The sequence below is a fragment of the Devosia sp. Leaf420 genome (assembly GCF_001425445.1).
Taxonomy (GTDB): domain Bacteria; phylum Pseudomonadota; class Alphaproteobacteria; order Rhizobiales; family Devosiaceae; genus Devosia.
Genome location: NZ_LMQU01000009.1, coordinates 175,063 through 195,820, shown reverse-complemented (window position 1 = coordinate 195,820; position 20,758 = coordinate 175,063). Strand labels below are relative to the sequence as shown.

Below are 20,758 nucleotides of genomic sequence, written 5' to 3'. Positions count from 1 at the left end.
CTGCGAACTTGTATGGAAGTTTCACAGGTTAAAGCGAACCAATTTCGGTTTTAAAACGAAAGCAAAAGCACTATATACGAAACATAATGCAGGAGATGGCCATGAGTGAAGCGGTGCTGGATCTGTTCGTCATCGGCGGCGGCGTCAATGGGGCGAGCGTGGCGCGCGATGCGGTCGGGCGCGGCTATACCGTTGGCCTCGCGGAAATGAACGATTTTGCCTCGGGCACCAGCTCGGCGGCGACCAAGCTCATTCATGGCGGATTGCGCTATCTCGAGCATTATGAATTCCGGCTCGTGCATGAAGCGCTGGCCGAGCGCGAAATCCTCTGGGCTGCGGCGCCGCACATCATCTGGCCGCTCCGTTTCGTGCTGCCGCACCACAAGGGATTGCGGCCTGCCTTCGTGCTGCGCACGGGCCTTGCGATGTATGATTATATGGGCGGGCGTAAGCTTTTGCCGCCGACCAAGACGCTCGACCTGACGCGAGATGCGACGGGCAAACCGCTGAAACCCGGCTATCGCCTGGGCTTTGAATATTCCGATTGCTGGGTCGACGATGCACGCTTCGTGGTGCTCAATGTGCGCGACGCGGCCGATCGCGGCGCCAAGGTCTATGCGCGCACCAAGGTGACGAGCGCGCGGCGCGAGGACGGCGCCTGGACTATCGTGCTCGATGGCGAAGATGGCATGCAGACCGTGCGCGCGAAAATGATCGTCAACGCGGCGGGTCCATGGGTCGATAGCGTCATCAATGGCGTCATGGGCAAGAACGGCGCGCATAATGTGCGGCTGGTTCAGGGCAGCCATATCGTCGTCAAAAAACTCTATGATCACGACCGCTGCTACATTTTCCAGAATGGCGATGGGCGGATCATTTTCGCCATTCCCTATCAGGACGATTTCACCCTGATCGGCACGACGGACCGCGATTATAAGGGCGATCCGAAGGATGTGAAAATCTCGGCCGAGGAGACCGATTACCTGCTCTCGGCGGCGAGCGAATATTTCGCGCAGCCAGTGACCAGGGACCAGATCGTCTGGACCTATTCGGGCGTGCGGCCGCTGTTCGACGATGGCGCCAGCGAAGCGCAGGAAGCGACGCGCGATTATGTGCTCAAGACCGAGGGCGACAAGGCGACGGGCGCGGTGATCAACGTCTTTGGCGGCAAGCTGACGACCTCGCGGCGGCTGGCGGAATCGGTCCTTGAAAAGATCGAAGATGTCCTGGGCAAGAAGCGCCCGGCCTGGACCAAGAAAAGCACCCTGCCCGGCGGCGACTTCGGGCCGCAGAGTTTTGACGCAGAAGTGCGCCGGCTGGGGCTCGATTATCCCGACCTGCCGAAACCATTCTTGCGGCGGTTGATGCGGCTTTATGGAACCAAGGCGCGGATTTTGCTGGCGGACCGCAAGACCACTGCCGAACTCGGGCAGCATTTTGGGGCTGACCTTTATGCGGCGGAGGTCGATTATCTCGTCGAGCACGAATGGGCGCGGAAAGCGGAGGACGTGCTCTGGCGGCGGACGAAGCTGGGGCTGAGGGTTGACGGCGAGGCTGCGGGTAAGCTGGAAGAGTATTTGGCTGCCTGAGGGATTGCGGCAAAGCAAGAAGCCAAGAGAGCTTCGCGAGAGGAGACGAGCGTGACCAAATTCATTCTAGCCATCGACCAGGGCACGACGTCGAGCCGGGCTATCGTATTCGACGGCGCGCGAAAAATTGTCGGCGTTGGCCAGAAGGAATTTACGCAGATCTTTCCGCAGGATGGCTGGGTAGAGCATGACCCGGAGGAAATCTGGGAGTCTGTGCTGTGGTCGATCAAGACGGCGCTGAGCGAGGCCAAGATCGGCGCGGATACGATCGCGGCGATTGGCATTACCAATCAGCGCGAGACGGTGGTGATCTGGGACCGAGAGACGGGCAAGCCTATCCATAATGCCGTGGTCTGGCAGGACCGGCGCACCTCCGCGATCTGTGCGGATTTGCGCAATGCGGGGCATGAGGCGCTGTTTACCGAGCGGACCGGTCTGCTGCTCGACCCCTATTTTTCCGGCACCAAGGTCAAATGGCTGCTCGAGCATGTCGATGGGGCGCGGGAAAAGGCGGAGGCTGGTAAGCTGGCTTTTGGCACGGTCGACACGTTCCTTATCTGGCGCCTGACAGGGGGCAAGATGCATGCGACCGACGCGACCAATGCGGCGCGGACGCTGATGTTCGATATCGGGCGCAATCAGTGGGCTGATGAACTGCTCGATATCCTGGGCGTGCCGGCAGCGCTGTTGCCGGAGGTGAAGGATTGCGCCGATGATTTCGGCGTGACGGACAAGGCGCTGCTGGGCGCGGAAATCCCGATTCTCGGGGTGGCGGGCGATCAGCATGCGGCGACGATCGGGCAGGCCTGTTTCGAGCCGGGCATGGTCAAATCGACCTATGGCACGGGCTGCTTTGCGGTGCTCAATACCGGCAAAGACATGGTGCGGTCGGCAAACCGGCTGCTGACAACCATCGCCTATCGGCTCGATGGCGAGACCACTTATGCGCTGGAAGGCTCGATTTTCATTGCGGGCGCGGCGGTGCAGTGGATCCGCGATGGGTTGAAGCTGGTCAAGAACGCGAGCGAAACCGGGCCGCTGGCGCGGACGGCGGATCCCTCGCAGCACGTCTATATGGTGCCAGCCTTTGTCGGGCTTGGGGCGCCCTGGTGGGATGCCGAGGCACGGGGCGCGATTTTTGGGATTACCCGCAATACCGGGCCGGCCGAGATTGCCCGCGCGGCGCTCGAAGCGGTTTGCTACCAGACGCGGGACTTGCTTCAAGCCATGCGCAAGGATTGGACGGCGGACGAAGAAACCGTGCTGCGCGTCGATGGCGGGATGGTCGCTTCGGACTGGACCATGCAGTTTCTCGCCGATGTGCTCGATGCACCGGTCGATCGGCCAACGATTTTGGAAACGACGGCGCTGGGTGCGGCATGGCTTGCGGGGATGAAGGCCGGTGTTTGGCCGGGCATGGATGAATTTGCGGCAAGCTGGGCGCGGGACCAGCGCTTTGAGCCGGAAATGGATGCCGCGGAGCGCGACGCCAAGGTGGCCGGCTGGGACGATGCGGTGCGGCGGGTGCTGACCGCTTGATAGGGCGGCACCGAAATGCCATAGGCCGGGCATGACCCAAGACAATGACGACTATATCTATGACGAAGCGACAGGCGAATGGCGGCCGGCTTCGGAGGTGAGTTCTGCTGCGGCGGGCCCGGCCGTGGTGCGCGATGCGTCGGGCACCGTGCTCGCCGATGGCGATGCCGTGGTGCTGATCAAGGACCTCAAGGTCAAGGGCGCCGGGCAGACACTGAAACAGGGCACGGTGATCAAATCGATCCGGCTGACTGACAATCCCGAAGAAATCGATTGCCGCCATGACGCGATCAAGGGCCTGGTCCTCCGCACCGAATTCGTGCGCAAGCGCTAGACCTTATTCGCCCTCGACGGCGGGCGCGGGCTCGTCGTCATCGGCGGGCGTCGGCTGATTAGCGGTTGGGTTATCGCGCAGAAGCGTCGTGACTTCATTATCGAGCGCGATCATGAAATCTTCGATGCGCGAGCCATTCGAGCCGAAATCGTGCGGCGCATTGATCGAGGCCGAGCGCATATCGACGCTGGCGCCGCCGGGCGTTGAGGACACACGAAGAACCGCTTCTTCGCGCCAGCCGGGAATGGTCGTGATCCGTGCATTGATGCGGCCAGGCGCGTCGGCTGTCGGCTCGACCTTGCGGCGGATGTCCCAGCCCTGGGCGATGGCGAGTTTGTCGACGATGCCGAAGAGCTGGGTGACATCGAGCGGATAGGTGCGCGTCGTCGCATTGGGGAAGATGCGGGCCTGATCGTCCGGAGTGAGGAGGATGGGCGGCGGCATTTTTGCCGTATCGGGCAGGAATAGCAGCGGCAGTTCGCCGCGCGCCACGGTCGCGATATCGGTGACCGGCGGATAGCGATAGGCGAGATAGCCATAGTAGCCGAAAGGCGCGAGGCAGATGAGCCCGAGGAAGAGGCCCGACAGCGCCTTCATCCAACCCTGATCGCCGGAAAACCACAGCCGGATCAGCGCCAAAACGGCGACGAGCACCGCCAGCGCCGAAACCGCCAGCGCCGCCATCATGACGATCAGAAAGCTCGGGGAATCGATCAGGCCCAGATGGTGCATAGCCACCGGCAGCACGACGAGCGGAATGGCAAGGCTGCCCAAGCGGCGAGCCCAGATTGCCGTTTTCGACGTTCTGATCAATATGCGCACGAAGAGGCCATTCCCTTGCTGGCGCTATGTTTACGGCAAAGGTGTTTCGCGACCCTGAACGGAACGGCTTCCCACTATCAGGGATAAAGCCGATTGCTCTGCCAGGTTCCGTCGACGGCTTCGCGGGTAAAGCGGACGCGATCGTGGAGGCGGTATTGGCCGTCCTTCCAAAATTCCATCATCAGCGGCTTGATGCGGAAGCCGGACCAATGATCGGGGCGGATGACGGGGCCATCGCCGATTTCGGCGGTCAGCGCTTCGACGCGGCTTTCGAGCGTAGCGCGGTTTTCGAGCGGACGGGATTGCAGCGAGGCGGCCGAGGCGATCTGGCTGCCGCGATGGCGGGAGGCGAAATAAGCGTCGGCTTCAGCCGGGCTGACGACTTCGACTGGGCCACGGAGGCGGATCTGGCGGCGCAGCGACTTCCAGTGAAAGACGGCGGCCGCCTTGGGATTGGCCTGCAATTGCCTTCCCTTGTCGGAACCGAAATTGGTGAAGAAGCAAAAGCCGCGCTCGTCGCGCGCATTGAGCAGCACCATGCGCACATCGGGCAGGCCATCGGTATCGGCGCTGGCAATGGCCATGGCGTGGGGATCGTTGGGTTCGCTTTCCTGCGCCAAAGCAAACCATTCCTCGAAAACGGCAAAGGGATCGAGGTCCTCGCGATTGCCATCATCGAAAAGGCGTTCGGTGAGCGTCTGCAACATCGTCATATTCCCGCGCTTTTGCGCCCCGCAAAACTGGACAAGGCCATGGGGCGTCGCCATATAGGACTGCAATTGTGGGCGAAGCAACGCCCGACCCAGACAGATTGGACCAAATGCGCGATCCTTACACCGTGCTTGGGGTGCCGCGGTCCGCAAGCGAGAAGGACATCAAGTCCGCCTATCGCAAGCTGGCCAAGAAATATCACCCCGACCAGAACCCGGATGATCCTTCGGCGCACAACAAGTTCGCCGAGGCGACCCATGCCTATGACCTGTTGAACGACACCGAAAAGCGCGGCCAATTCGACCGCGGCGAGATCGATGGCGACGGCAATCCGCGCTTTGCCGGCTTCGGCAATGGCGGATTTGGCGGCGGCGCGCGCGGCGCACGGCCCGGTGCCGGTGGCGCGGGAGGCTTTTCAGCCGAAGACATCTTGAAGGAATTCATGAGCGGCTTCGGTGGCCAGCCCCGTAATGGGGCGGGCGGCGCAAGACCGGGCGCCGGCGGCGCACAATGGGACCCGTTTGCAGGCGGCATGGGTGCTGGCGGCGCAGGGGCCGGTGCGCAAGCGCGGATGAAGGGCGACGATGTCGTCGTGACCGTCGCCGTTTCACTCGAAGATGCGCATAAGGCGGCTTCGGTGCCGGTGCGCATGCCGACGGGCAAGATGCTGTCGGTAAAGCTTCCCGAAAAGGTCGAGGAAGGCCAGCAGATCCGCCTCAAGGGCCAGGGCACGCCGAACGCCTTTGGCGAGCCGGGCGATGCGCTGGTCACAGTGCGCTTTGAGAAATCAAAGGTGTTCCGCCGCGACGGGAACGATCTGCGCACCGATGTGTCGATCACGCTTTATGAAGCGGTGCTTGGGGCCAAGGTGCGCGTGCCGACGCTCGATGGTTCGGTGGAACTGAACTTGCCGCCCGGGGTGGATACGGCGAAAGCGCTGCGCCTCAAGAACAAGGGGCTTTATGGCGATAGCGATCTCTATGTGAACCTGCGGGTGGTCTTGCCGCCGGGCGGGGATCCGGACCTTGAGGCGCTCGCACGATTCATGCGGGATCAGAAGCCTTATAAGGTTCGGGATTAGGGATTTTGGGGTGGCGGGTGGCTCAGGAAGGCCCCCTCACCCGCCGCTTCGCGTCGACCTCTCCCCCTGAGGGAGAGGTGTCGCTCTGCGACCTTGACGTTCTCCCACCTCTCCCTTTGGGGGAGAGGTCGAATTGCAATGCAATTCGGGTGAGGGCGCCTCGCGCGTGTCCCTATCCCCGCGGCGCGGCGGCTCTTTGCAGGCGGTCGTTGATCGCCTCGCCCAAGCCCTCATCCGGTATCGGCGCTACAGCGATCATCTTTGCGCCGGTGGCGTCCAGGTCATGCAGCATGGAGAAGAGGTTGCGGGCGGCTTCGTGGAGGTCGGCAGTGGGGGAGAGGTTTCGCATTTCGCCCGGGAAATCAGGCGCATCGCCAAATGCCAGAAAGGCTTCGCCGGGCTGCGGCGTTGCGTTAAGCCGCATGTGGGCGTTGGGGGCATAGTGGCTGAGGAGCATGCCGGGGGCGGAGATTTTGGCGCCTTGTTCGGCTAGGGAGACTTTCAGGCCAAAGGATTGTTCGATGTCGCGACGGGCGAGCGCGCCGGCGCGAAGCTGGATGATGGTTTCGCCATCGACGGCGACGATGGTAGATTCAACGCCGGCCTGGCAGGGGCCGCCATCCAGCACCTTGATTTTGCCGGCAAAGCCGCGGGTGACTTGTTCGGCTGTTGTGGGCGAGAGTTTTCCGGAAGGGTTGGCGGAGGGCGCCGAGAGTGGTCTTCCGGTGGCGCGGATTAAGGCGAGGGCGATCAGATGATCGGGCATGCGCAGCGCGACGGTATCAAGGCCGGCCGTGGCGACATCGGACAGGCCGTGACCGGGGCGTAGCGGCAGGACGATGCTGAGCGGACCGGGCCAGAATTTTTCGGCCAATCTTCGCGCGAGCGGGGAAAACACGGCGAGCTTTTCGGCCATATCCAGATCGGCGACATGGGCGATCAATGGATTGAAACGTGGGCGGCCTTTGGTTTCGTAGATGGAGAGCACCGCATCGGCATTGGTCGCATCGGCGCCGAGGCCATAGACGGTCTCGGTGGGGAAAGCGATAAGCCCGCCCGAGCGCAGGCGCGCGGCGGCGGTGGCGATAGCCTCTTCATCGGGAATGGTGCTCATGGGCAGTGTTTGGCAAGCGGCAGGACCCGCGTCAAGCGGCGCGCATTCGCAACGGAAAAGTGCTATGCCGCTTTTCTGAAAACCCCGAAGGCCACAAGTGACAACGCTTCTCGTCAGCCAGCCCAATTTTGCCGACCACCAGACGCCGCAGGGCCATCCCGAGCGGGCGGAGCGTATTGCGGCGGTCAACGAGGCGCTAGCGCATGAGCATTTTGCGCCGCTGGTGCGGCGCGATGCGCCTTATGGCGACATAACATTGGCTGAACTCGTGCATGACGAGCGCTATATGGCGCAACTGCGCGCCGCGCGCCCGGCCGAGGGCATGGGACAGCTTGATAGCGATACCTTCATTTCGGCCAAGTCGCTTTCGGCGGCGGCGACAGGGCTCGGCGGGGCGCTGGCGGCGCTCGATGCGGTATTGCTCGGCGAGGTCGACAATGGCTTTTGCGCCATCCGCCCGCCGGGGCACCATGCCGAGATCGATCGGCCGATGGGCTTTTGCCTGATCAATACCGTGGCCGTGGTGGCGCGCGAGGCGCAGCGCAAATATGGCGCGGAGCGCGTCGCGATCATCGACTTCGACGTGCATCACGGCAATGGCACACAGGATATTTTCGAGACCGACAAAACCGTCTTCTACGCCTCGAGCCATCAGATGCCGCTCTTTCCCGGCACTGGGCATCCAAGCGAGCACGGCGTGGGCAATATCGTCAACACTGCGCTCAAACCCCAGACCGATGGGCTCGCCATGCGCGAGGCCTATAATCAGGTGATCCTGCCGGCGCTCGATAATTTCGCGCCGGATATGATCCTCATTTCAGCCGGGTTCGATGCTCATGCGCTTGATCCGTTGGCCCAGCTCGAATGGGAAGACGGGGACTATGCCTGGATCACGGGGAAGTTGATGGATGTCGCCGAAAGGCGCTGCGCCAATCGGATTGTGTCGCTGCTCGAAGGTGGCTATGACCTCACGGGCCTTGCCGGAGGCGTGCGCCAGCACGTCGCCATGCTGATGGGCGGCACGGCAGGACGATTTAACGAGTAGGATGCACCATGGCCGAAATGAACGCGGATGACGTCAAAGCCCTGAGCTTCGAGGCGGCTTTGGAGCAGCTCGAACAGATCGTGCAAAAGCTCGAAAGCGGCCGCGCCCCGCTAGCTGAATCCATCGCCATCTATGAGCGCGGCGAAGCGCTGAAGGCGCATTGCGAAATGCTGCTCAAGACTGCGGAAGCAAGAATTGAGAAGATTACGCTGAGCCGTGAGGGTAAGGCCGTGGGCACTGAGCCGCTCGACGCGAATTAGTTTTTTCTGCGACGACCCCCACCTAGCCTCCCCCTGAGAGGGGGAGGGACGTTTCGGTGCGTGGGGCAAGATGATTTCATAGCCACCGGCTTTGCTCCTCCCCCTACCAGGGGGAGGTCGGGTGGGGGTTAAAGGCCCAAAAACATGACGACGAACAAAACCCTGCGCAATGTGCGGATCGTGCTGTGGGCGCTGGTTGCGGTGGCGGCGCTGGGGGCGACGTGGCTCTATCTTTATCGGCCGCCCGCTCGACCGCTCGGGATCAATGGGCAGAGCTTTGCGCTCAATTCGACGCAGGGCGGGACGTTTACCGAAAAGGATCTTGTCGGCACGCCGACGCTGTTGTTCTTCGGCTATACGTTTTGTCCCGATGTGTGCCCGACGACGCTGGCGGAAACCACGGCCTGGCGCGCGCAATTGGGGCTGACGCCCGAGCAATTGCGGATCGTTTTCGTCACGGTGGATCCCGAGCGCGATACGCTCGAGGCGGTGAAGTCCTATGTCGAGGGGTTCGATCCTTCGATTATCGGACTGGTGGGGGATCAGGGAGCGACCGATCAGGTAAAGGCCGCGTTTGGGGTCTTTTCGGAAAAGGCAGGCGATGTCGAGAGCGAGTTCTATCTCGTCAATCACACGGCTCTGACCTTCCTCATCGACAAAAACGGCGCTTTCCAGAGCACCATTGCCTATGAAGAGGCGCAGGATACCGCGCTTGCCAAGGTCAAGCGGCTGGTCGAGGGGTGAGCGAGCGCATCAGGCTCGATCTGGCGCTGGAGCAGCGCGGGCTGCTGCCGAGCCGCGCAAGGGCGCGCGACGCTATTTTGCGCGGGACGGTGCAGATCAACGGCGAGCCTGCGAAGAAGCCGAACCAGATGGTGGGGCCTGACGATGTCATCGTGCTCGACGATCCAGCGGCGGGATATGTGTCGCGGGCGGCACTGAAGCTGATTGCCGGGCTCGATGCGGGCAGTGTGGATGTCAGCGGTAAGGTGTGTCTCGATGTCGGATCGTCGACTGGTGGGTTCACGCAAGTCTTGCTTGAGCGCGGTGCGGCTAGGGTATTTGCCGTGGATGTGGGGCATGAACAGTTGCACGAGAGCTTGCGGCGTGATCCGCGCGTCGTGAGCCTTGAGGGGTTCAATGCGCGAGAGCTTTCGCGGGCAGACATTCCCGAACCCGTCGATCTCCTCGTATCCGATGTGAGCTTTGTGTCGGTAACCAAGGTGCTCGAAGCGCCGCTTGGGCTTTGTGGACCGCAGGCGTGGGCGGTTATTCTCTTCAAGCCGCAGTTCGAGGTTGGGCGCGATTTTGTGGGCAAGGGCGGAATTGTCAGCGACGCGGAGGCGTCAGCCCGGGCTATGGCCGAAGTGATCGGTTTTGTCGAAGCGCAGGGCTTTGTGCATCGGGTGAGTGTCGAATCCCCGATTGCTGGCGGGGATGGCAATCGGGAAACGGTGCTGGTGTTTTCGCGGGTGAGTTAAGCCCGCCAGGCATCAAAGCTGCCGCCGGCGATCATGGCCCAATAGAGTTTTCCGGAGCTGGTGCGGGCGGTGGCGAGGCCGAATTCCACGAATTTTGGCGAGAGCAAAGTGCTGCGGTGGCCGGGGCTGGCGAGCCAGCCTTCGATGACGGTCGGGAGCGTCTTATAGCCCTTGGCGACGTTTTCGCCGACGGCGCCGAGATAGCCCGCTTCGGTTACGCGCTGTCGGAGGGTGACGCCGAGATCGTGGCTGAGCGTGTCTTTTCGTGCCATCAAACGCGCCTGGGACAGCGCGGCCGTTTCGAGGCGCGGATTATAGGCCCAGGCCGGTGCGCCATTGGCTTTGCGCGTGGCATTGATGGCGGCGATGATTTCGTCGCGCGTCAAGGTTTCCGGACGATCGGAGGTGGCGGCCGGTAGCGGGGGGATGGTGGCCGAACAGGCCGAGAGCAGGCCGGCAGCGCCAAGGGCGAGAACCATGCGTCGCGAAAAGTGCGTCATCAGAAAAATCCGGTTCGATCAGGCGAGATCATAGGCAGTGAGCAGATTGGGCAGCACGGCGAGTTGGCCGGTAATGAGCTTGCCCTCGTCGAGATCCCAGCAGGCTGAAAGCGCGGCGTGAGCGGCAGCCCAGCCGAGGATGCGTTTTCGCGAATAGCCGAGGCGCTGGGAAAGAATATCGGCGCGGGCGGCGATGCGCTTGGGATCGGAGGCGATCTTGTCGGCGCGCTCGGGATTAATGAAGATGTTGGCGCTTTCATACGCCGGATCGCCGAGCAGGCCCTTGGGGTCGATGGCAAGCCAACCGCGATCGGAACTGAGGACATTGTCGTGATGCAGATCGCCATGAAGCGGGACGATGGCGCTGGGGCGGTCGAAAAGTTTTAGGGCAATGCCGGTCGAGCGGGCATAAAGATCGCGCGCCGTGTGGGGCCAGGCGCGCACATCGGTATCGAAAAGCGTCTGAAAGCGATCGCGGAGCGGTTGCAGATTATCGGGCGCGTCGGGGCGCTGGCGATGGAGGCTCGCAATGACGGTCGCCATGGCAATCGTGGCTTCATCGTCCTTGCCGGAACGGACGGGATCGCCCAGCGTGCCGCCATCGAGCCATTCCATGAAAATGGTATCGCCATGGCTATCGAAGACTGTGGCGGCGCCATCGCCTTCGTACCATTGGAGGAGGCGCACGCCCCTGCCCTCTTCGCGCGAGGCTTCGGGCTTGATGATCTTCAGAGCCGCAAAATTGCGGCCGTTCTGCTCGACCCGGTAAATCCAACTACGCGGGGTTTCCTTGACCGGCGTCGACTTGGTCAGGGACCAGCGGATCATGGCGCGGCTGAGAGCGGTTTCGACGGGAGACTGATTCATCATGGCGCCATTAGAGCAGAAGGCGTCGTCCGATTCGACGGGCGATTCGCAGTTGGCGCGAGAAGGTGATGAAAGTGTGGTGGGATTTGCCGTTTTTGGTGCGTGAGGCGCCACCCCCTCCCAGCCTCCCCCATCAAGGGGGAGGTGAAGGGACTGTGTTTTAGGTGAGATCGTGCCACGCACTCGATGCGGCAGCTCCCCCTTGATGGGGGAGGCTGGGAGGGGGTGACTACAGTTTCCTACTTGATCCGATACGCGTCCTTGGCCGCCTGATAGCTCAGGTGGACCGCGATCTCTTCGGCACTCGACTTGCTGATGCGGTTTTCGCCGACCCAGGTGCCGAGGAAGTGGCAGACTTCGCGGCGCCAGACGTCGTGGCGGGCGGGGATGGAGAGAAGCGCGCGGGTGTCGTCGTTGAAGCCGGCGAGGTTGTAGAAACCGGCGGTTTCGACCACCTGGTCGAGATAGCGGCGGATGCCCTGCGGGCTATCGTGGAACCACCAGGGCGGACCGATCATGAGCGATGGCCAATAGCCGGCCATTGGGGCGAGCTCGCGGGCATAGGTGGTTTCGTCGAGGACGAACATGATCAGCCGCAGGTTAGGCTCATTGCCGCAGCGCGACAGGAGGGCGCGGAGGCCGCCGACATAATCGGTGGGGCCGGGAATATCGGCGCCGAGATCGGGGCCGCGCTCACCGAAGAGCAGCGGATCGGTATTGCGGCGCGAGCCGGCATGGATCTGCATGACCATGCCGTCTTCGACCGAAAGCAGAGCCATTTCAGTCATCATCTGGGCGCGGAAAAGCTCGGCGTCATGGGCGTCGTGCTTGCCGGCCAGGATCTTGTCGAGCAAAGCCTGCTTCTCAACCAAAGGCAGATCGGCCGTGTTGGCCGTCGGCACGCCATGGTCGGTCGCAACGGCGCCAAAACGCCTGAAATATTCGCGGCGCTTGCGGTGAGCGTTGATGAGGCCGTTCCAGTTGGAAATGTCTTCGCCGGTCAGCTCGCCGAACTTTTTGAGATTATCAACGATGGCGGGGCGGCTTGGGTCGGTGACATCATCGGGGCGATAGGTGGTGCGGACCTGGCCGATCAGGCCCTGCTCTTCCATCGATTGGTGGTGCGTCAGGGGATCGAGCGCGAACTCGGTGGTGGCGATGACTTCGACGTTGAAGCGATCGAGAATGGCGCGGGGCAAAAGATCGGGCGAGCCGAGTTTGGCGTCGATGGCGTCAAAGATGCTGTCGGCTGTTTCTGCCGAAAGCTCTTCGGTGATGCCGAAGACGGCGTCGAGCGAATGGTCGATCCAGGTTTTCGATGGCGTGCCGGCAAAGAGGTAATAGTTCTCGGCAAAGAGGCGCCAGGCTTTGCGATTGTCGGCCTCGACCGGCTTGCCGTCCTTCCGCGGAATGCCCAGCGCGTCATAGTCGATGCCGCGGCTTTTGAGCATGCGCAGCACATAATGATCCGGCGTCAGGAACAAAGCCGTGGGGCTGGCGAAACGGCCATTGGTCGCGAACCAGGATGGATCCGTATGGCCATGCGGGCTGACGATGGGCAGGTCTTTGACCGCTGGATAAAGCTCGCGCGCGATGGACTTTTGCGGCTCGCTGGCGGGAAAGAGACGATCGGGATGAAGATGAGCGGACTGGGTCATGAAGGGTTTGTGCCATGAACCGGCGAGGCGTTCAACAACTTCCATACAAGATTGGATCTGTTAAAATTTAAGACAAATTAACCGCGTCTCCAGTCACCCGTTCGGGAAAAAGCCGGTCGGGCTTATCCTCTTGTCGCGGGTAAGAAACAGCACTTTCAAGGCGGCTGCCCAATCTTCGGTTCAGGTCCAGAGCGACCGGCAAAAGATGAGGGGACTGACATGGCCAATCTTGAATTCGACACGCGCGCTGTCAAAATCGTGCGGACCCGGGCGCGGCGCGATGCGCATGTGCAAAGGGCGCAGCAAATGCTGGTGGCGGCGGGGCTTGCCTCGCTTTGCGTCGTCGCCGTAGCTGGGGTTTTCCTCGGCCAGGTGCTGTAGAAAACGAACGCCCACTTTTGGCCTGACATGCTGTAGTATCCCTCTGGGGAGACAGACTTCTGCATGCGAATTCTTCTGGTCGAAGACAATGAAGACCTGGGCGAGGCGATCGAAAAGCGCCTGCGCACGGCCGGACATTCGGTCGACTGGGTGCGCGATGGTGCCGATGTGGTGCCCGCAGCCAAGGGCGAGGATTTTGATGCCGTCGCGCTCGATCTGATGCTGCCCAATCGCGACGGGATTAGCCTCATCGCAGAATTGCGGCGCGAAAAATTTTCGGCGCCGATCCTCGTGATGACGGCGCGCTCGGAAATCGACGACAAGGTGAGCCTTCTCGATCTTGGCGCCGATGACTATCTCGTAAAACCGTTCGATCTGCGGGAGCTCGAGGCGCGATTGCGTGCGCTGATCCGGCGGACGGGTGGGCAGACAAGCAGCGTCTTGGCGCTGGGCGATCTCGAGCTCGATCTGGCCGGGCTCAATGCCAGCGTTGGCGGCAGGCCGCTTGAGCTGGGGCGGCGGGAATTTCGGCTGCTCGAGATTTTGCTGACCCATGCGGGCAAAGTGGTCGCCAAGGAGCGGCTGATGAACCAGCTTTTCAATTTCGACGAGGCGGTGTCGATCAATGCGCTGGAGCTGCATATTTCGAGGCTGAGGAAAAAGCTCGAGCCGGCGCGGGTGGAGATTGGGACTGTGCGCGGGGTGGGGTATGTGGCGCGGGCGGTGGATGGGTAGCCTGACGATCGTGTTTGCCGTCACCCCTCCCGGCCTCCCCCATCTAGGGGGAGGTGCTGGGCCGGTGGGTTTGGCACTTACACTGCCCCAAACGCGATGCGGCACCTCCCCCTTGATGGGGGAGGCTGGGAGGGGGTGACCGCCCATGTCCGCTAAACCCTTCTCCATCCGCCGCCGCATCCTGGCGCTTGCCGTGGCGCTCTTGCTGGCCGCGGCCGTGGTCCTCATCGTCTTCATCCGCGATTATGCCGAGCGCGCCGCCGATAGCGCCTATGACCGGCTGCTTGCCGCATCAGCCTTCACCATTGCTGGGGCGGTGCAGGTCGAGAACGAGACGGTGTTCGTGGAATTGCCCTTGGCTGCCTTTGCCATGTTTTCCGGGGCTGACCGGGTGTTTTATGCCGTCGAGGGGCCTGATGCGGTGACGGTGACCGGCTATGAGGACCTGGCTCTTGCCATGGACGAGACCACATCGGCCGAGCCCCGGTTTCGCGATCTCGACTATCGCGGCGAGCTCGTTCGCGTGGCGAGTATCGGGCGGTTGATTTCGACGGCGAGCGATACCGGCTGGGTGACGATCCATGTGGCCGAGACGCAGAACCAGCGACAGGCGCTGGCCAATGAAATCCTTTCCAATGCCATCGTGCCGGTGATCGCGCTGACGCTGCTCGCCGTGGGGCTGGTCTGGTTCGGGATTTCGCGCATGTTCGCGCCGCTAACCGAGCTGGAGCATGATCTCCTGGCGCGGCCGCCTGACGATCTGTCTCCCCTAACAGTGCCGGTGCCGGCCGAGGTCGATCACCTCGTTGCTGCGCTCAACGGCTTCATGGGGCGATTGCAAAAGACCATGGAGCGGGTCAGCGGGCTGGTTGCGGAGGCAGCGCATGAGGTGCGGACGCCGCTCGCCTCGCTCCGCGCGCAGGCGGAGGTGGCGATGGACGAGCAGGAGCCGGCGGCCCTGCGGCGTCGCATCGAGCGCATCCATAGTGGCGCGGTGCAGGCGAGCCAATTGGTCAGCCAACTTCTCATGGACGCGACCATTTCCCACCGTCTCGAAGCGCAGGAAAGCGAGATGGTGATGCCCTGGAGCCTCGTCGAGGAAATCTGCCAGCGGCTCGATATGGAGCAATTGGGCCGGCTCTCGCTCGAGGCCGACGAGGCCGCGCAAATGGCGCAGATCCGCGGCGATCGGGTGGCCTTGCGCGAAATGCTGCGCAATCTCATCGACAATGCGCTGGTCTATTCGGCCGGGGCTGTGGAGATCGACATGCGCGTCTCGGGGGAAAGCCTCCTCGTGTCCGTGATGGATCGGGGTCCGGGCATGGATGCGGAGGATAAGGAGACGGTGCTCGAACGGTTCAAGCGGGGCAAGGCGAGCGGGGGCACGGTGGGGTCGGGTCTGGGCCTGGCGATCGTGTCGCGCGTGGCGACGGGGCACGGCGGCACGCTGCGGTTTATCGATCGCGAAGGGGGCGGGTTGACGGTCGAAGTGGCCTTGCCTTTGCCACGCGGATCATGGCGGCAAGGTGTGGCTGTTCTGGCGGGACTGGTTGTTGCGGCCATGCTGATCATGCCCGGACAAGCCGAGGCGCGGAGCACGACTTATCCGGCGCCGAGCGGGGTGGAAGATCAGGTGCTGACCATTGTCGGGGTGACGGACACGCCGCTCTTTGCTGCCTTTATCACGGGGTTCCAGTCCCAGCATCCTGCGGTCAGCGTCGTCTATGAAGAGATGGATTCGCTGCCGCTCTATGATCAGTTTCTTGCCGGAACACTGCCCGTCGCGCCCGATCTCCTGATTTCATCGGCCTCGGACCTGCAGCTCAAACTCGCCAATGATGGACATGCCCAGGCCTATGACAGCCCCTATCTCGGCGACCTGCCGGATTGGGCACATTGGCGCAATGAGGTTTTCGGCTTCACGTTCGAGCCGGCTGTGGTTATCTATAATCCGGACCGCATCGCGCCTGACGAAGTGCCGCGGACGCATCTGACGCTGGCGGAGCTTCTTGAGACGCAGACCGAGCGCTTTCGCGGGCAGATCGCGACCTATGACATCGGCGTCTCGGGCGTCGGCTTTTTGCTCGCCTCGCAGGACCAGACGATTTCCTCGACCTTCTGGCGCCTCGCGGCAGCGTTTGGGCGGGTCAATGCGCAATTTTCGGGGTCGAGCCCGGCCATTCTCAATGGCGTTGCCGATGGCAGTCTGGCACTCGGCTATAATGTGCTCGGGTCTTATGCCTTTGCGCGGCAGGCGGAGGGCGCCGATATCGAGATCGTCGTGCCCGACGATTATGTGCTGGTGCTGACGCGCTCGATGCTCATTCCGCGCGAGGCCAAGGCGGTTGGACTCGCCGAAGATTTCATCGACTTTGCGCTTTCGCCCGAAGGCCAGGCCATTGCGGCAGGCGGGACGGCGCTTGGGTCGGTGGTGCCGGGATCGGCAGGGACATGGACCAGCGAAGCGATCGCGGCGCGTGGGCGCGGGGTCATCCAAGCGATTTCCTTGGGGCCAAGCCTCATGGTGGCGCTCGATACGCTCAGGCGGCAGCGCTTTTTGGATACGTGGAAAGAGATCGTGTCGCCAAAGCTTTGAGTGCCGTTGACACAGAACCCGGCCCCGCTATGGTCCGCGCCAGTCTATCCGAGGAATTGCCAATGTCGCACGCCCAGCTTTCCAGCATCATCGAGACCGCCTTCGAGAACCGGGCCGAGATCAATTTCTCGACCAAGGGCGAGGTGCGCGATGCAGTGGAAACGGCGCTCAAACTGCTCGATAGCGGCGAAGCGCGTGTGGCCGAAAAGGTCGGCGGCGACTGGCAGGTCAATCAGTGGCTGAAAAAGGCCGTGCTGCTGTCCTTCCGCCTCAATGACAATGTGCTTATCGAAGGCGCGCCGGGCGGAGCCAATTGGTTCGACAAGGTGCCATCGAAATTCGTCGGCTGGGGCGACAACCAGTATCGCGCTGCCGGTTTCCGCACCGTGCCGGGCGCCGTCGTGCGTCAGTCGGCCTTTATCGGTAAGGGCGTGATCCTGATGCCGAGCTTTGTCAATCTTGGCGCTTATGTCGATGAAGGTACCATGGTCGACACTTGGGCCACGGTCGGCTCCTGCGCGCAGATCGGCAAGAATGTACACCTCTCGGGTGGCGTCGGCATCGGCGGCGTGCTTGAGCCGCTGCAGGCCAATCCGACCATCATCGAAGACAATTGCTTTGTCGGCGCGCGCTCCGAAGTCGTCGAAGGCGTCATCGTTGGCGAAGGCTCTGTGATCTCCATGGGCGTCTTCATCGGTGCCTCGACGAAGATCATCAACCGCGCGACCGGCGAAGTGCATATGGGCAAAGTGCCGCCCTATTCCGTCGTCGTCTCCGGCTCGCTGCCCGGCAAGCCCTTGCCCGATGGCACGCCGGGCCCGAGCCTTTATTGCGCCGTCATCGTCAAGACCGTCGACGCGCAGACGCGCTCCAAGACGGGGATCAACGAACTCTTGCGCGACTGATCATGACCATCGACCCGCAAAACCTGCTCGAGCGCCTGATTGCCTGCCCTTCGATGACGCCGGAGGCAGCGGGGGCGCTGGAGTTGTTGACCCACGAGCTTGAGGCAATCGGGTTTGCGGTGACGCATTTGCGCTTTGAGGGCGATGGGTCTTATCCCGTCGATAATCTCTTTGCGACGCGCGGGAGCGGTGGGCGGAAACTGCTGTTTGCCGGTCATACCGATGTGGTGCCGCCCGGCGATCTCCAGCAATGGACAAGCGATCCATTCGTGCCGCGCGTGGCGGATGGAAAACTCTTTGGGCGCGGCGCGGCGGATATGAAATCGGGCGTCGCGGCTTTTGTCGCGGCCTGTTCGGCTATCCCGGCCGATGCCGGCACGATCCAGCTTGCCATCACCAATGACGAAGAGGCCGACGCCATCAACGGCACCGAAAAGCTGGTGCGCTGGATGGCGGATAATGGCCATCACTTCGATTTTGCGTTGGTGGGCGAGCCGAGTGCGGCAGAATTTCTCGGCGATAGCATCAAGATCGGCCGCCGCGGCTCGTTTTCGGGCACCGTGATGGTGAAGGGTGTGCAGGGCCATGTCGCCTATCCGCACAAGGCCAATAATCCCCTGCCCGTGCTCGCGGCGATCGTGACGGCGCTGAGCACGACCAAGCTCGATGACGGCACCGAGCATTTTCCGGCCAGCAATCTCGAAGTGACGACGGTCGATGTCGGCAATCCGACGGGCAATGTCATTCCAGGGGCAGGGACGCTCAAATTCAATATCCGCTATAATGACACCTGGACGCCGGACACGCTGGCCGACTGGGTGAAGGCGCGGATCGCTGCGGTCGATGCTAGGGGTACGAGCGTCGATTTCGCTATTGCCGGCGTGCCATCACGCTCCTTCCTCTCGCCGCTGAGCGAGGATATCGATACGCTGTCCGACGCCATCGAGGATGTCACCGGGCGGCGGCCGGAATATTCGACCGGCGGCGGCACATCGGATGCGCGCTTTATCGCGCAGTATGGGCCGGTGGTGGAGTGCGGGCTGGTCGGCCCCTCCATGCACAAGGCCGACGAGCATATTTCCATCACCGATCTTGTCGGACTGACGGCGATCTACGAGACCTTTATGGGCCGGTTCTTTGCGGCGGAGACGCCATGAAGATCTGGGGGGCCATGAGCGAGGCCTTGAAAGGCTGGATCGCCATCGTCCGTGGCGATGCCGATTGGGCGCGGTATTTTGCCATTTCGGCAGCAGGCCTCGCGACCGCGCTGGTCCTGTTCTTTTTCTTCGCGCTGCTCTCGGTTGCCCTGGCGACGGCCGATGTCGGCATTCCGAGCTTTTTCGGGCTGATCATCGCGCTCGTGGTCCAGGGCCTCTCGATCCTTGCGCTCCTCGGCGGTATTCTGATTACGCGCAAAATCATGCCGGGCGAGATCAGCCTGCTGCGGCTGATGGTCCCAGGGATTTACGCGCTCATTGCCTATCTGATCGCCGGGACCATTCTGTCGCTGATCGCCGGGCCGGTGTTGATTTTGCTCTGGATTGGGCTCGCCTTCCTGCTCTTTTGCCTGGGGCGGCAGGCGGGGGGCTGGACCATCGGCGTTGCGGCCGCCTTTGCAGTTTTGACCATGGTCCTGCTTGTCGGCATGCCCGTGACACTCTACATGGCTCTTGGCCCCGTGGCCGCGCCCACCCCTTGAGACGAGACCCACGCTTTTGGCCCAGCCCAATTCCGCTTTTTTCGACGAAGCCGCCAATGCCATCCGAGGCTGCATCGCCCTCGTCATGGGCAAGCGTGACTCATCGAGCTATTTCGATTTCTCCCAGCGCGGCCTCGTCGGCAGCCTGATCGCGGTTCTCGCGGCCATGATCCTTGCTGGTTTCGGGCCGCTGCTCCTCGGCGCGCCAATGCCGTCGGGCGCAGCGACACAGTCGATCGTGATCAATGCCGTGCTGTTCGTCGCCCAAGCGTTTACCGCTTATCTCGCTTTGCGCCAGATGGGCCGGCAGGATGGGTTCATTCCCTATCTCGTTGCCAGCAATTGGGTGACGCTGCTGTCGGCAATCCTGCTCTTGGTCGCGACGATTTTCGGGCCGCTCGGCGTCATCGTGCTGCTCGGCACGGCTGTCGTCGCGATCCTGACCTTCGTCAATATCGGCCGGTTCATCGTGACATTGGCGCCGCTGCAGATCGGGCTCTTGTTCCTGTCGCAGGCGGTAGGTGTATTTTTGGCCCTGGGTCTTGTGACGCTGATCCTGCCGGCCCCGCCGATGCCCTGACGGGTCTTGACGTTGCGCATGTCCTTTTCCTGAAACCGGCGACCACTTTCAGGGGACATGCGCTAAGGGTAATCGACCCTGACGAAATAGAGCCCCGCCGAAGGCGCCATGGCGCCGCAGCGGCTGCGGTCCGCAGCGTCGAGCGCTGCGCGGAAATCATCGGGGCTCCACTTGCCTTCACCCACGAGCTTAAGAGAACCGACCATCGAGCGCACTTGATGGTGGAGGAAGCTGCGCGCGCTGGCGGTGACGATCACATGGTCGAGCTCGCGGCGCACCGCGAAATGGTCGAGCGTACGGATAGGCGAATTGGCCTGGCACTCGGACGAGCGGAACGTCGTGAAATCGTGCCGGCCGAGGATTTTTTGCGCGGCGGCATGCATGGCCTCGGCATCGAGCGGCATCGGCACATGCCAGACCTGATGGCGCTCCAGCGCTGCGGGGGCGCGGCGGTTGAGAATGCGATATTCGTAATGCCGCGCGAGGGCGGAAAAGCGGGCCTCGAAGGTTTCGGGGGCGGTTTCGCAGCTGATGACCGACGCAGGATGTGGGCGCAGGTGATAGTTGAGCGCCTCGCGCACGCGAAACGGTTCGCGGTCGGTCGAGAGGTCAAAGCTGACGACCTGGCCGAGGGCGTGAACGCCAGCGTCGGTGCGGCCGGAAGCTTGCGTCGTGACCGTTTCGCCGGAAAATCGAAAAATGGCTTCTTCGAGAGCCTGTTGAACGCTCATCCGATCCGCCTGCCGCTGCCAGCCGCAGAAGGGGGTTCCGTCGTATTCTAAAGTAAGCTTATATCTATACTTAGTGATGGGAGGGACCTATGGCGTTAATTAGACGTTTTGAGCTAGGTAGCAGCGAAAG

The 20,758-nt window shown here is 62.3% G+C and carries 21 protein-coding genes and 1 pseudogene; 15 read left to right on the top strand and 7 right to left on the bottom strand.

What is annotated here, in order from left to right; genetic code table 11:
- Positions 1–101 precede the first annotated feature (101 nt).
- The 3 genes and pseudogenes from glpD to ASG47_RS05485 form a co-directional block, all read left to right on the top strand.
- Positions 102–1,589 (top strand): glycerol-3-phosphate dehydrogenase, encoded by a 1,488-nt coding sequence (gene glpD / locus ASG47_RS05495; RefSeq protein ID WP_061908075.1) that lies wholly within the window; start codon positions 102–104, stop codon positions 1,587–1,589.
- Between the two features lie 51 nt (positions 1,590–1,640).
- Complete coding sequence (glpK, locus tag ASG47_RS05490; RefSeq protein ID WP_061907728.1) at positions 1,641–3,128, top strand: glycerol kinase GlpK; 1,488 nt, start codon at positions 1,641–1,643, stop codon at positions 3,126–3,128.
- A 19-nt stretch (positions 3,129–3,147) separates the two neighbouring features.
- A pseudogene (locus tag ASG47_RS05485) lies at positions 3,148–3,462 on the top strand (alkylphosphonate utilization protein); the annotation flags it as partial.
- Between the two features lie 3 nt (positions 3,463–3,465).
- Here the strand turns inward: ASG47_RS05485 and ASG47_RS05480 are convergent.
- Complete coding sequence (locus ASG47_RS05480; RefSeq protein WP_156463999.1) at positions 3,466–4,284, bottom strand: DUF1499 domain-containing protein; 819 nt, start codon at positions 4,282–4,284, stop codon at positions 3,466–3,468.
- A 77-nt stretch (positions 4,285–4,361) separates the two neighbouring features.
- Complete coding sequence (gene pdxH, locus ASG47_RS05475; protein WP_061908074.1) at positions 4,362–4,991, bottom strand: pyridoxamine 5'-phosphate oxidase; 630 nt, start codon at positions 4,989–4,991, stop codon at positions 4,362–4,364.
- 113 nt (positions 4,992–5,104) lie between these two features.
- On the opposite strand from pdxH, the gene ASG47_RS05470 reads away from it, so the two are divergent.
- Positions 5,105–6,076 carry a DnaJ C-terminal domain-containing protein gene (locus ASG47_RS05470; RefSeq protein WP_061907725.1) on the top strand — a complete coding sequence of 324 codons (972 nt, stop codon included), beginning with the start codon at positions 5,105–5,107 and terminating at the stop codon, positions 6,074–6,076.
- 172 nt (positions 6,077–6,248) lie between these two features.
- Here ASG47_RS05470 and ASG47_RS05465 read toward each other — a convergent pair whose 3' ends face one another.
- Positions 6,249–7,190, bottom strand: coding sequence for an L-threonylcarbamoyladenylate synthase (locus tag ASG47_RS05465; protein WP_061907724.1), 942 nt, complete (start codon positions 7,188–7,190; stop codon positions 6,249–6,251).
- A gap of 97 nt (positions 7,191–7,287) precedes the next feature.
- Here ASG47_RS05465 and ASG47_RS05460 point away from each other — a divergent pair, with 97 nt between their 5' ends.
- The 4 genes from ASG47_RS05460 (at position 7,288) to ASG47_RS05445 (ending at position 9,976) form a co-directional block, all read left to right on the top strand.
- On the top strand, positions 7,288–8,235 hold the full coding sequence (locus ASG47_RS05460) for a histone deacetylase family protein (RefSeq protein WP_061907723.1): 948 nt from the start codon (positions 7,288–7,290) through the stop codon (positions 8,233–8,235).
- Between the two features lie 8 nt (positions 8,236–8,243).
- Complete coding sequence (locus ASG47_RS05455; RefSeq protein ID WP_061907722.1) at positions 8,244–8,495, top strand: exodeoxyribonuclease VII small subunit; 252 nt, start codon at positions 8,244–8,246, stop codon at positions 8,493–8,495.
- A gap of 144 nt (positions 8,496–8,639) precedes the next feature.
- A complete protein-coding gene (locus ASG47_RS05450; RefSeq protein WP_061907721.1) occupies positions 8,640–9,239 on the top strand; it encodes an SCO family protein in 600 nt (199 codons plus the stop codon).
- On the top strand, positions 9,236–9,976 hold the full coding sequence (locus tag ASG47_RS05445; protein ID WP_061907720.1) for a TlyA family RNA methyltransferase: 741 nt from the start codon (positions 9,236–9,238) through the stop codon (positions 9,974–9,976). Before ASG47_RS05450 ends, ASG47_RS05445 begins: the two co-directional genes overlap by 4 nt.
- On the opposite strand, the gene ASG47_RS05440 is transcribed toward ASG47_RS05445, so the two are convergent.
- The 3 genes from ASG47_RS05440 to uxaC all read right to left on the bottom strand — a co-directional run bounded on the left by ASG47_RS05440 (position 9,973) and on the right by uxaC (position 13,001).
- Positions 9,973–10,476 carry a CAP domain-containing protein gene (locus ASG47_RS05440; protein ID WP_061907719.1) on the bottom strand — a complete coding sequence of 168 codons (504 nt, stop codon included), beginning with the start codon at positions 10,474–10,476 and terminating at the stop codon, positions 9,973–9,975. The two genes, ASG47_RS05445 and ASG47_RS05440, sit on opposite strands and share 4 nt — an antisense overlap.
- Positions 10,477–10,494: 18 nt before the next feature.
- Positions 10,495–11,346: an aminoglycoside phosphotransferase family protein gene (locus tag ASG47_RS05435; protein WP_061907718.1), complete on the bottom strand. Its 852-nt coding sequence runs from the start codon at positions 11,344–11,346 to the stop codon at positions 10,495–10,497.
- A 236-nt stretch (positions 11,347–11,582) separates the two neighbouring features.
- Entirely contained in the window at positions 11,583–13,001 is a 1,419-nt protein-coding gene (gene uxaC, locus ASG47_RS05430; RefSeq protein ID WP_061908073.1) for a glucuronate isomerase, read from the bottom strand.
- A 219-nt stretch (positions 13,002–13,220) separates the two neighbouring features.
- Here uxaC and ASG47_RS20585 point away from each other — a divergent pair, with 219 nt between their 5' ends.
- The 7 genes from ASG47_RS20585 to ASG47_RS05400 all read left to right on the top strand — a co-directional run bounded on the left by ASG47_RS20585 (position 13,221) and on the right by ASG47_RS05400 (position 19,897).
- Entirely contained in the window at positions 13,221–13,382 is a 162-nt protein-coding gene (locus ASG47_RS20585) for a hypothetical protein (protein WP_156351851.1), read from the top strand.
- A 63-nt stretch (positions 13,383–13,445) separates the two neighbouring features.
- The gene (locus tag ASG47_RS05425) at positions 13,446–14,117 is read left to right on the top strand and encodes a response regulator transcription factor (protein WP_061907717.1); all 672 of its coding nucleotides are present in this window, start codon (positions 13,446–13,448) and stop codon (positions 14,115–14,117) included.
- Between the two features lie 145 nt (positions 14,118–14,262).
- On the top strand, positions 14,263–16,713 hold the full coding sequence (locus ASG47_RS05420; RefSeq protein WP_061907716.1) for an extracellular solute-binding protein: 2,451 nt from the start codon (positions 14,263–14,265) through the stop codon (positions 16,711–16,713).
- Positions 16,714–16,775: 62 nt separating this feature from the next.
- On the top strand, positions 16,776–17,618 hold the full coding sequence (gene dapD / locus ASG47_RS05415) for a 2,3,4,5-tetrahydropyridine-2,6-dicarboxylate N-succinyltransferase (RefSeq protein ID WP_061907715.1): 843 nt from the start codon (positions 16,776–16,778) through the stop codon (positions 17,616–17,618).
- 2 nt (positions 17,619–17,620) lie between these two features.
- Entirely contained in the window at positions 17,621–18,775 is a 1,155-nt protein-coding gene (gene dapE, locus ASG47_RS05410) for a succinyl-diaminopimelate desuccinylase (protein WP_061907714.1), read from the top strand.
- Positions 18,772–19,317, top strand: a complete 546-nt coding sequence (locus ASG47_RS05405; RefSeq protein ID WP_061907713.1) for a hypothetical protein — start codon at positions 18,772–18,774, stop codon at positions 19,315–19,317. The genes dapE and ASG47_RS05405 overlap by 4 nt, the downstream gene beginning before the upstream one ends.
- 16 nt (positions 19,318–19,333) lie before the next feature.
- On the top strand, positions 19,334–19,897 hold the full coding sequence (locus tag ASG47_RS05400; protein WP_061907712.1) for a hypothetical protein: 564 nt from the start codon (positions 19,334–19,336) through the stop codon (positions 19,895–19,897).
- A gap of 62 nt (positions 19,898–19,959) precedes the next feature.
- On the opposite strand, the gene truA is transcribed toward ASG47_RS05400, so the two are convergent.
- Positions 19,960–20,706, bottom strand: a complete 747-nt coding sequence (gene truA, locus ASG47_RS05395; protein ID WP_061907711.1) for a tRNA pseudouridine(38-40) synthase TruA — start codon at positions 20,704–20,706, stop codon at positions 19,960–19,962.
- Positions 20,707–20,758: the final 52 nt, after the last annotated feature.

Coding starts and splice junctions, on each gene's coding strand:
- dapD (WP_061907715.1), top strand. CDS start 16,776: ATGTCGCACGCCCAGCTTTCCAGCATCATCGAGACCGCCTTCGAGAAC.
- pdxH (WP_061908074.1), bottom strand. CDS start 4,991: ATGTTGCAGACGCTCACCGAACGCCTTTTCGATGATGGCAATCGCGAG.
- ASG47_RS05465 (WP_061907724.1), bottom strand. CDS start 7,190: ATGAGCACCATTCCCGATGAAGAGGCTATCGCCACCGCCGCCGCGCGC.
- ASG47_RS05450 (WP_061907721.1), top strand. CDS start 8,640: ATGACGACGAACAAAACCCTGCGCAATGTGCGGATCGTGCTGTGGGCG.
- ASG47_RS05425 (WP_061907717.1), top strand. CDS start 13,446: ATGCGAATTCTTCTGGTCGAAGACAATGAAGACCTGGGCGAGGCGATC.
- dapE (WP_061907714.1), top strand. CDS start 17,621: ATGACCATCGACCCGCAAAACCTGCTCGAGCGCCTGATTGCCTGCCCT.
- ASG47_RS05455 (WP_061907722.1), top strand. CDS start 8,244: ATGGCCGAAATGAACGCGGATGACGTCAAAGCCCTGAGCTTCGAGGCG.
- uxaC (WP_061908073.1), bottom strand. CDS start 13,001: ATGACCCAGTCCGCTCATCTTCATCCCGATCGTCTCTTTCCCGCCAGC.
- ASG47_RS05405 (WP_061907713.1), top strand. CDS start 18,772: ATGAAGATCTGGGGGGCCATGAGCGAGGCCTTGAAAGGCTGGATCGCC.
- glpD (WP_061908075.1), top strand. CDS start 102: ATGAGTGAAGCGGTGCTGGATCTGTTCGTCATCGGCGGCGGCGTCAAT.
- ASG47_RS05420 (WP_061907716.1), top strand. CDS start 14,263: ATGTCCGCTAAACCCTTCTCCATCCGCCGCCGCATCCTGGCGCTTGCC.
- ASG47_RS05440 (WP_061907719.1), bottom strand. CDS start 10,476: ATGACGCACTTTTCGCGACGCATGGTTCTCGCCCTTGGCGCTGCCGGC.
- ASG47_RS20585 (WP_156351851.1), top strand. CDS start 13,221: ATGGCCAATCTTGAATTCGACACGCGCGCTGTCAAAATCGTGCGGACC.
- ASG47_RS05435 (WP_061907718.1), bottom strand. CDS start 11,346: ATGATGAATCAGTCTCCCGTCGAAACCGCTCTCAGCCGCGCCATGATC.
- ASG47_RS05470 (WP_061907725.1), top strand. CDS start 5,105: ATGCGCGATCCTTACACCGTGCTTGGGGTGCCGCGGTCCGCAAGCGAG.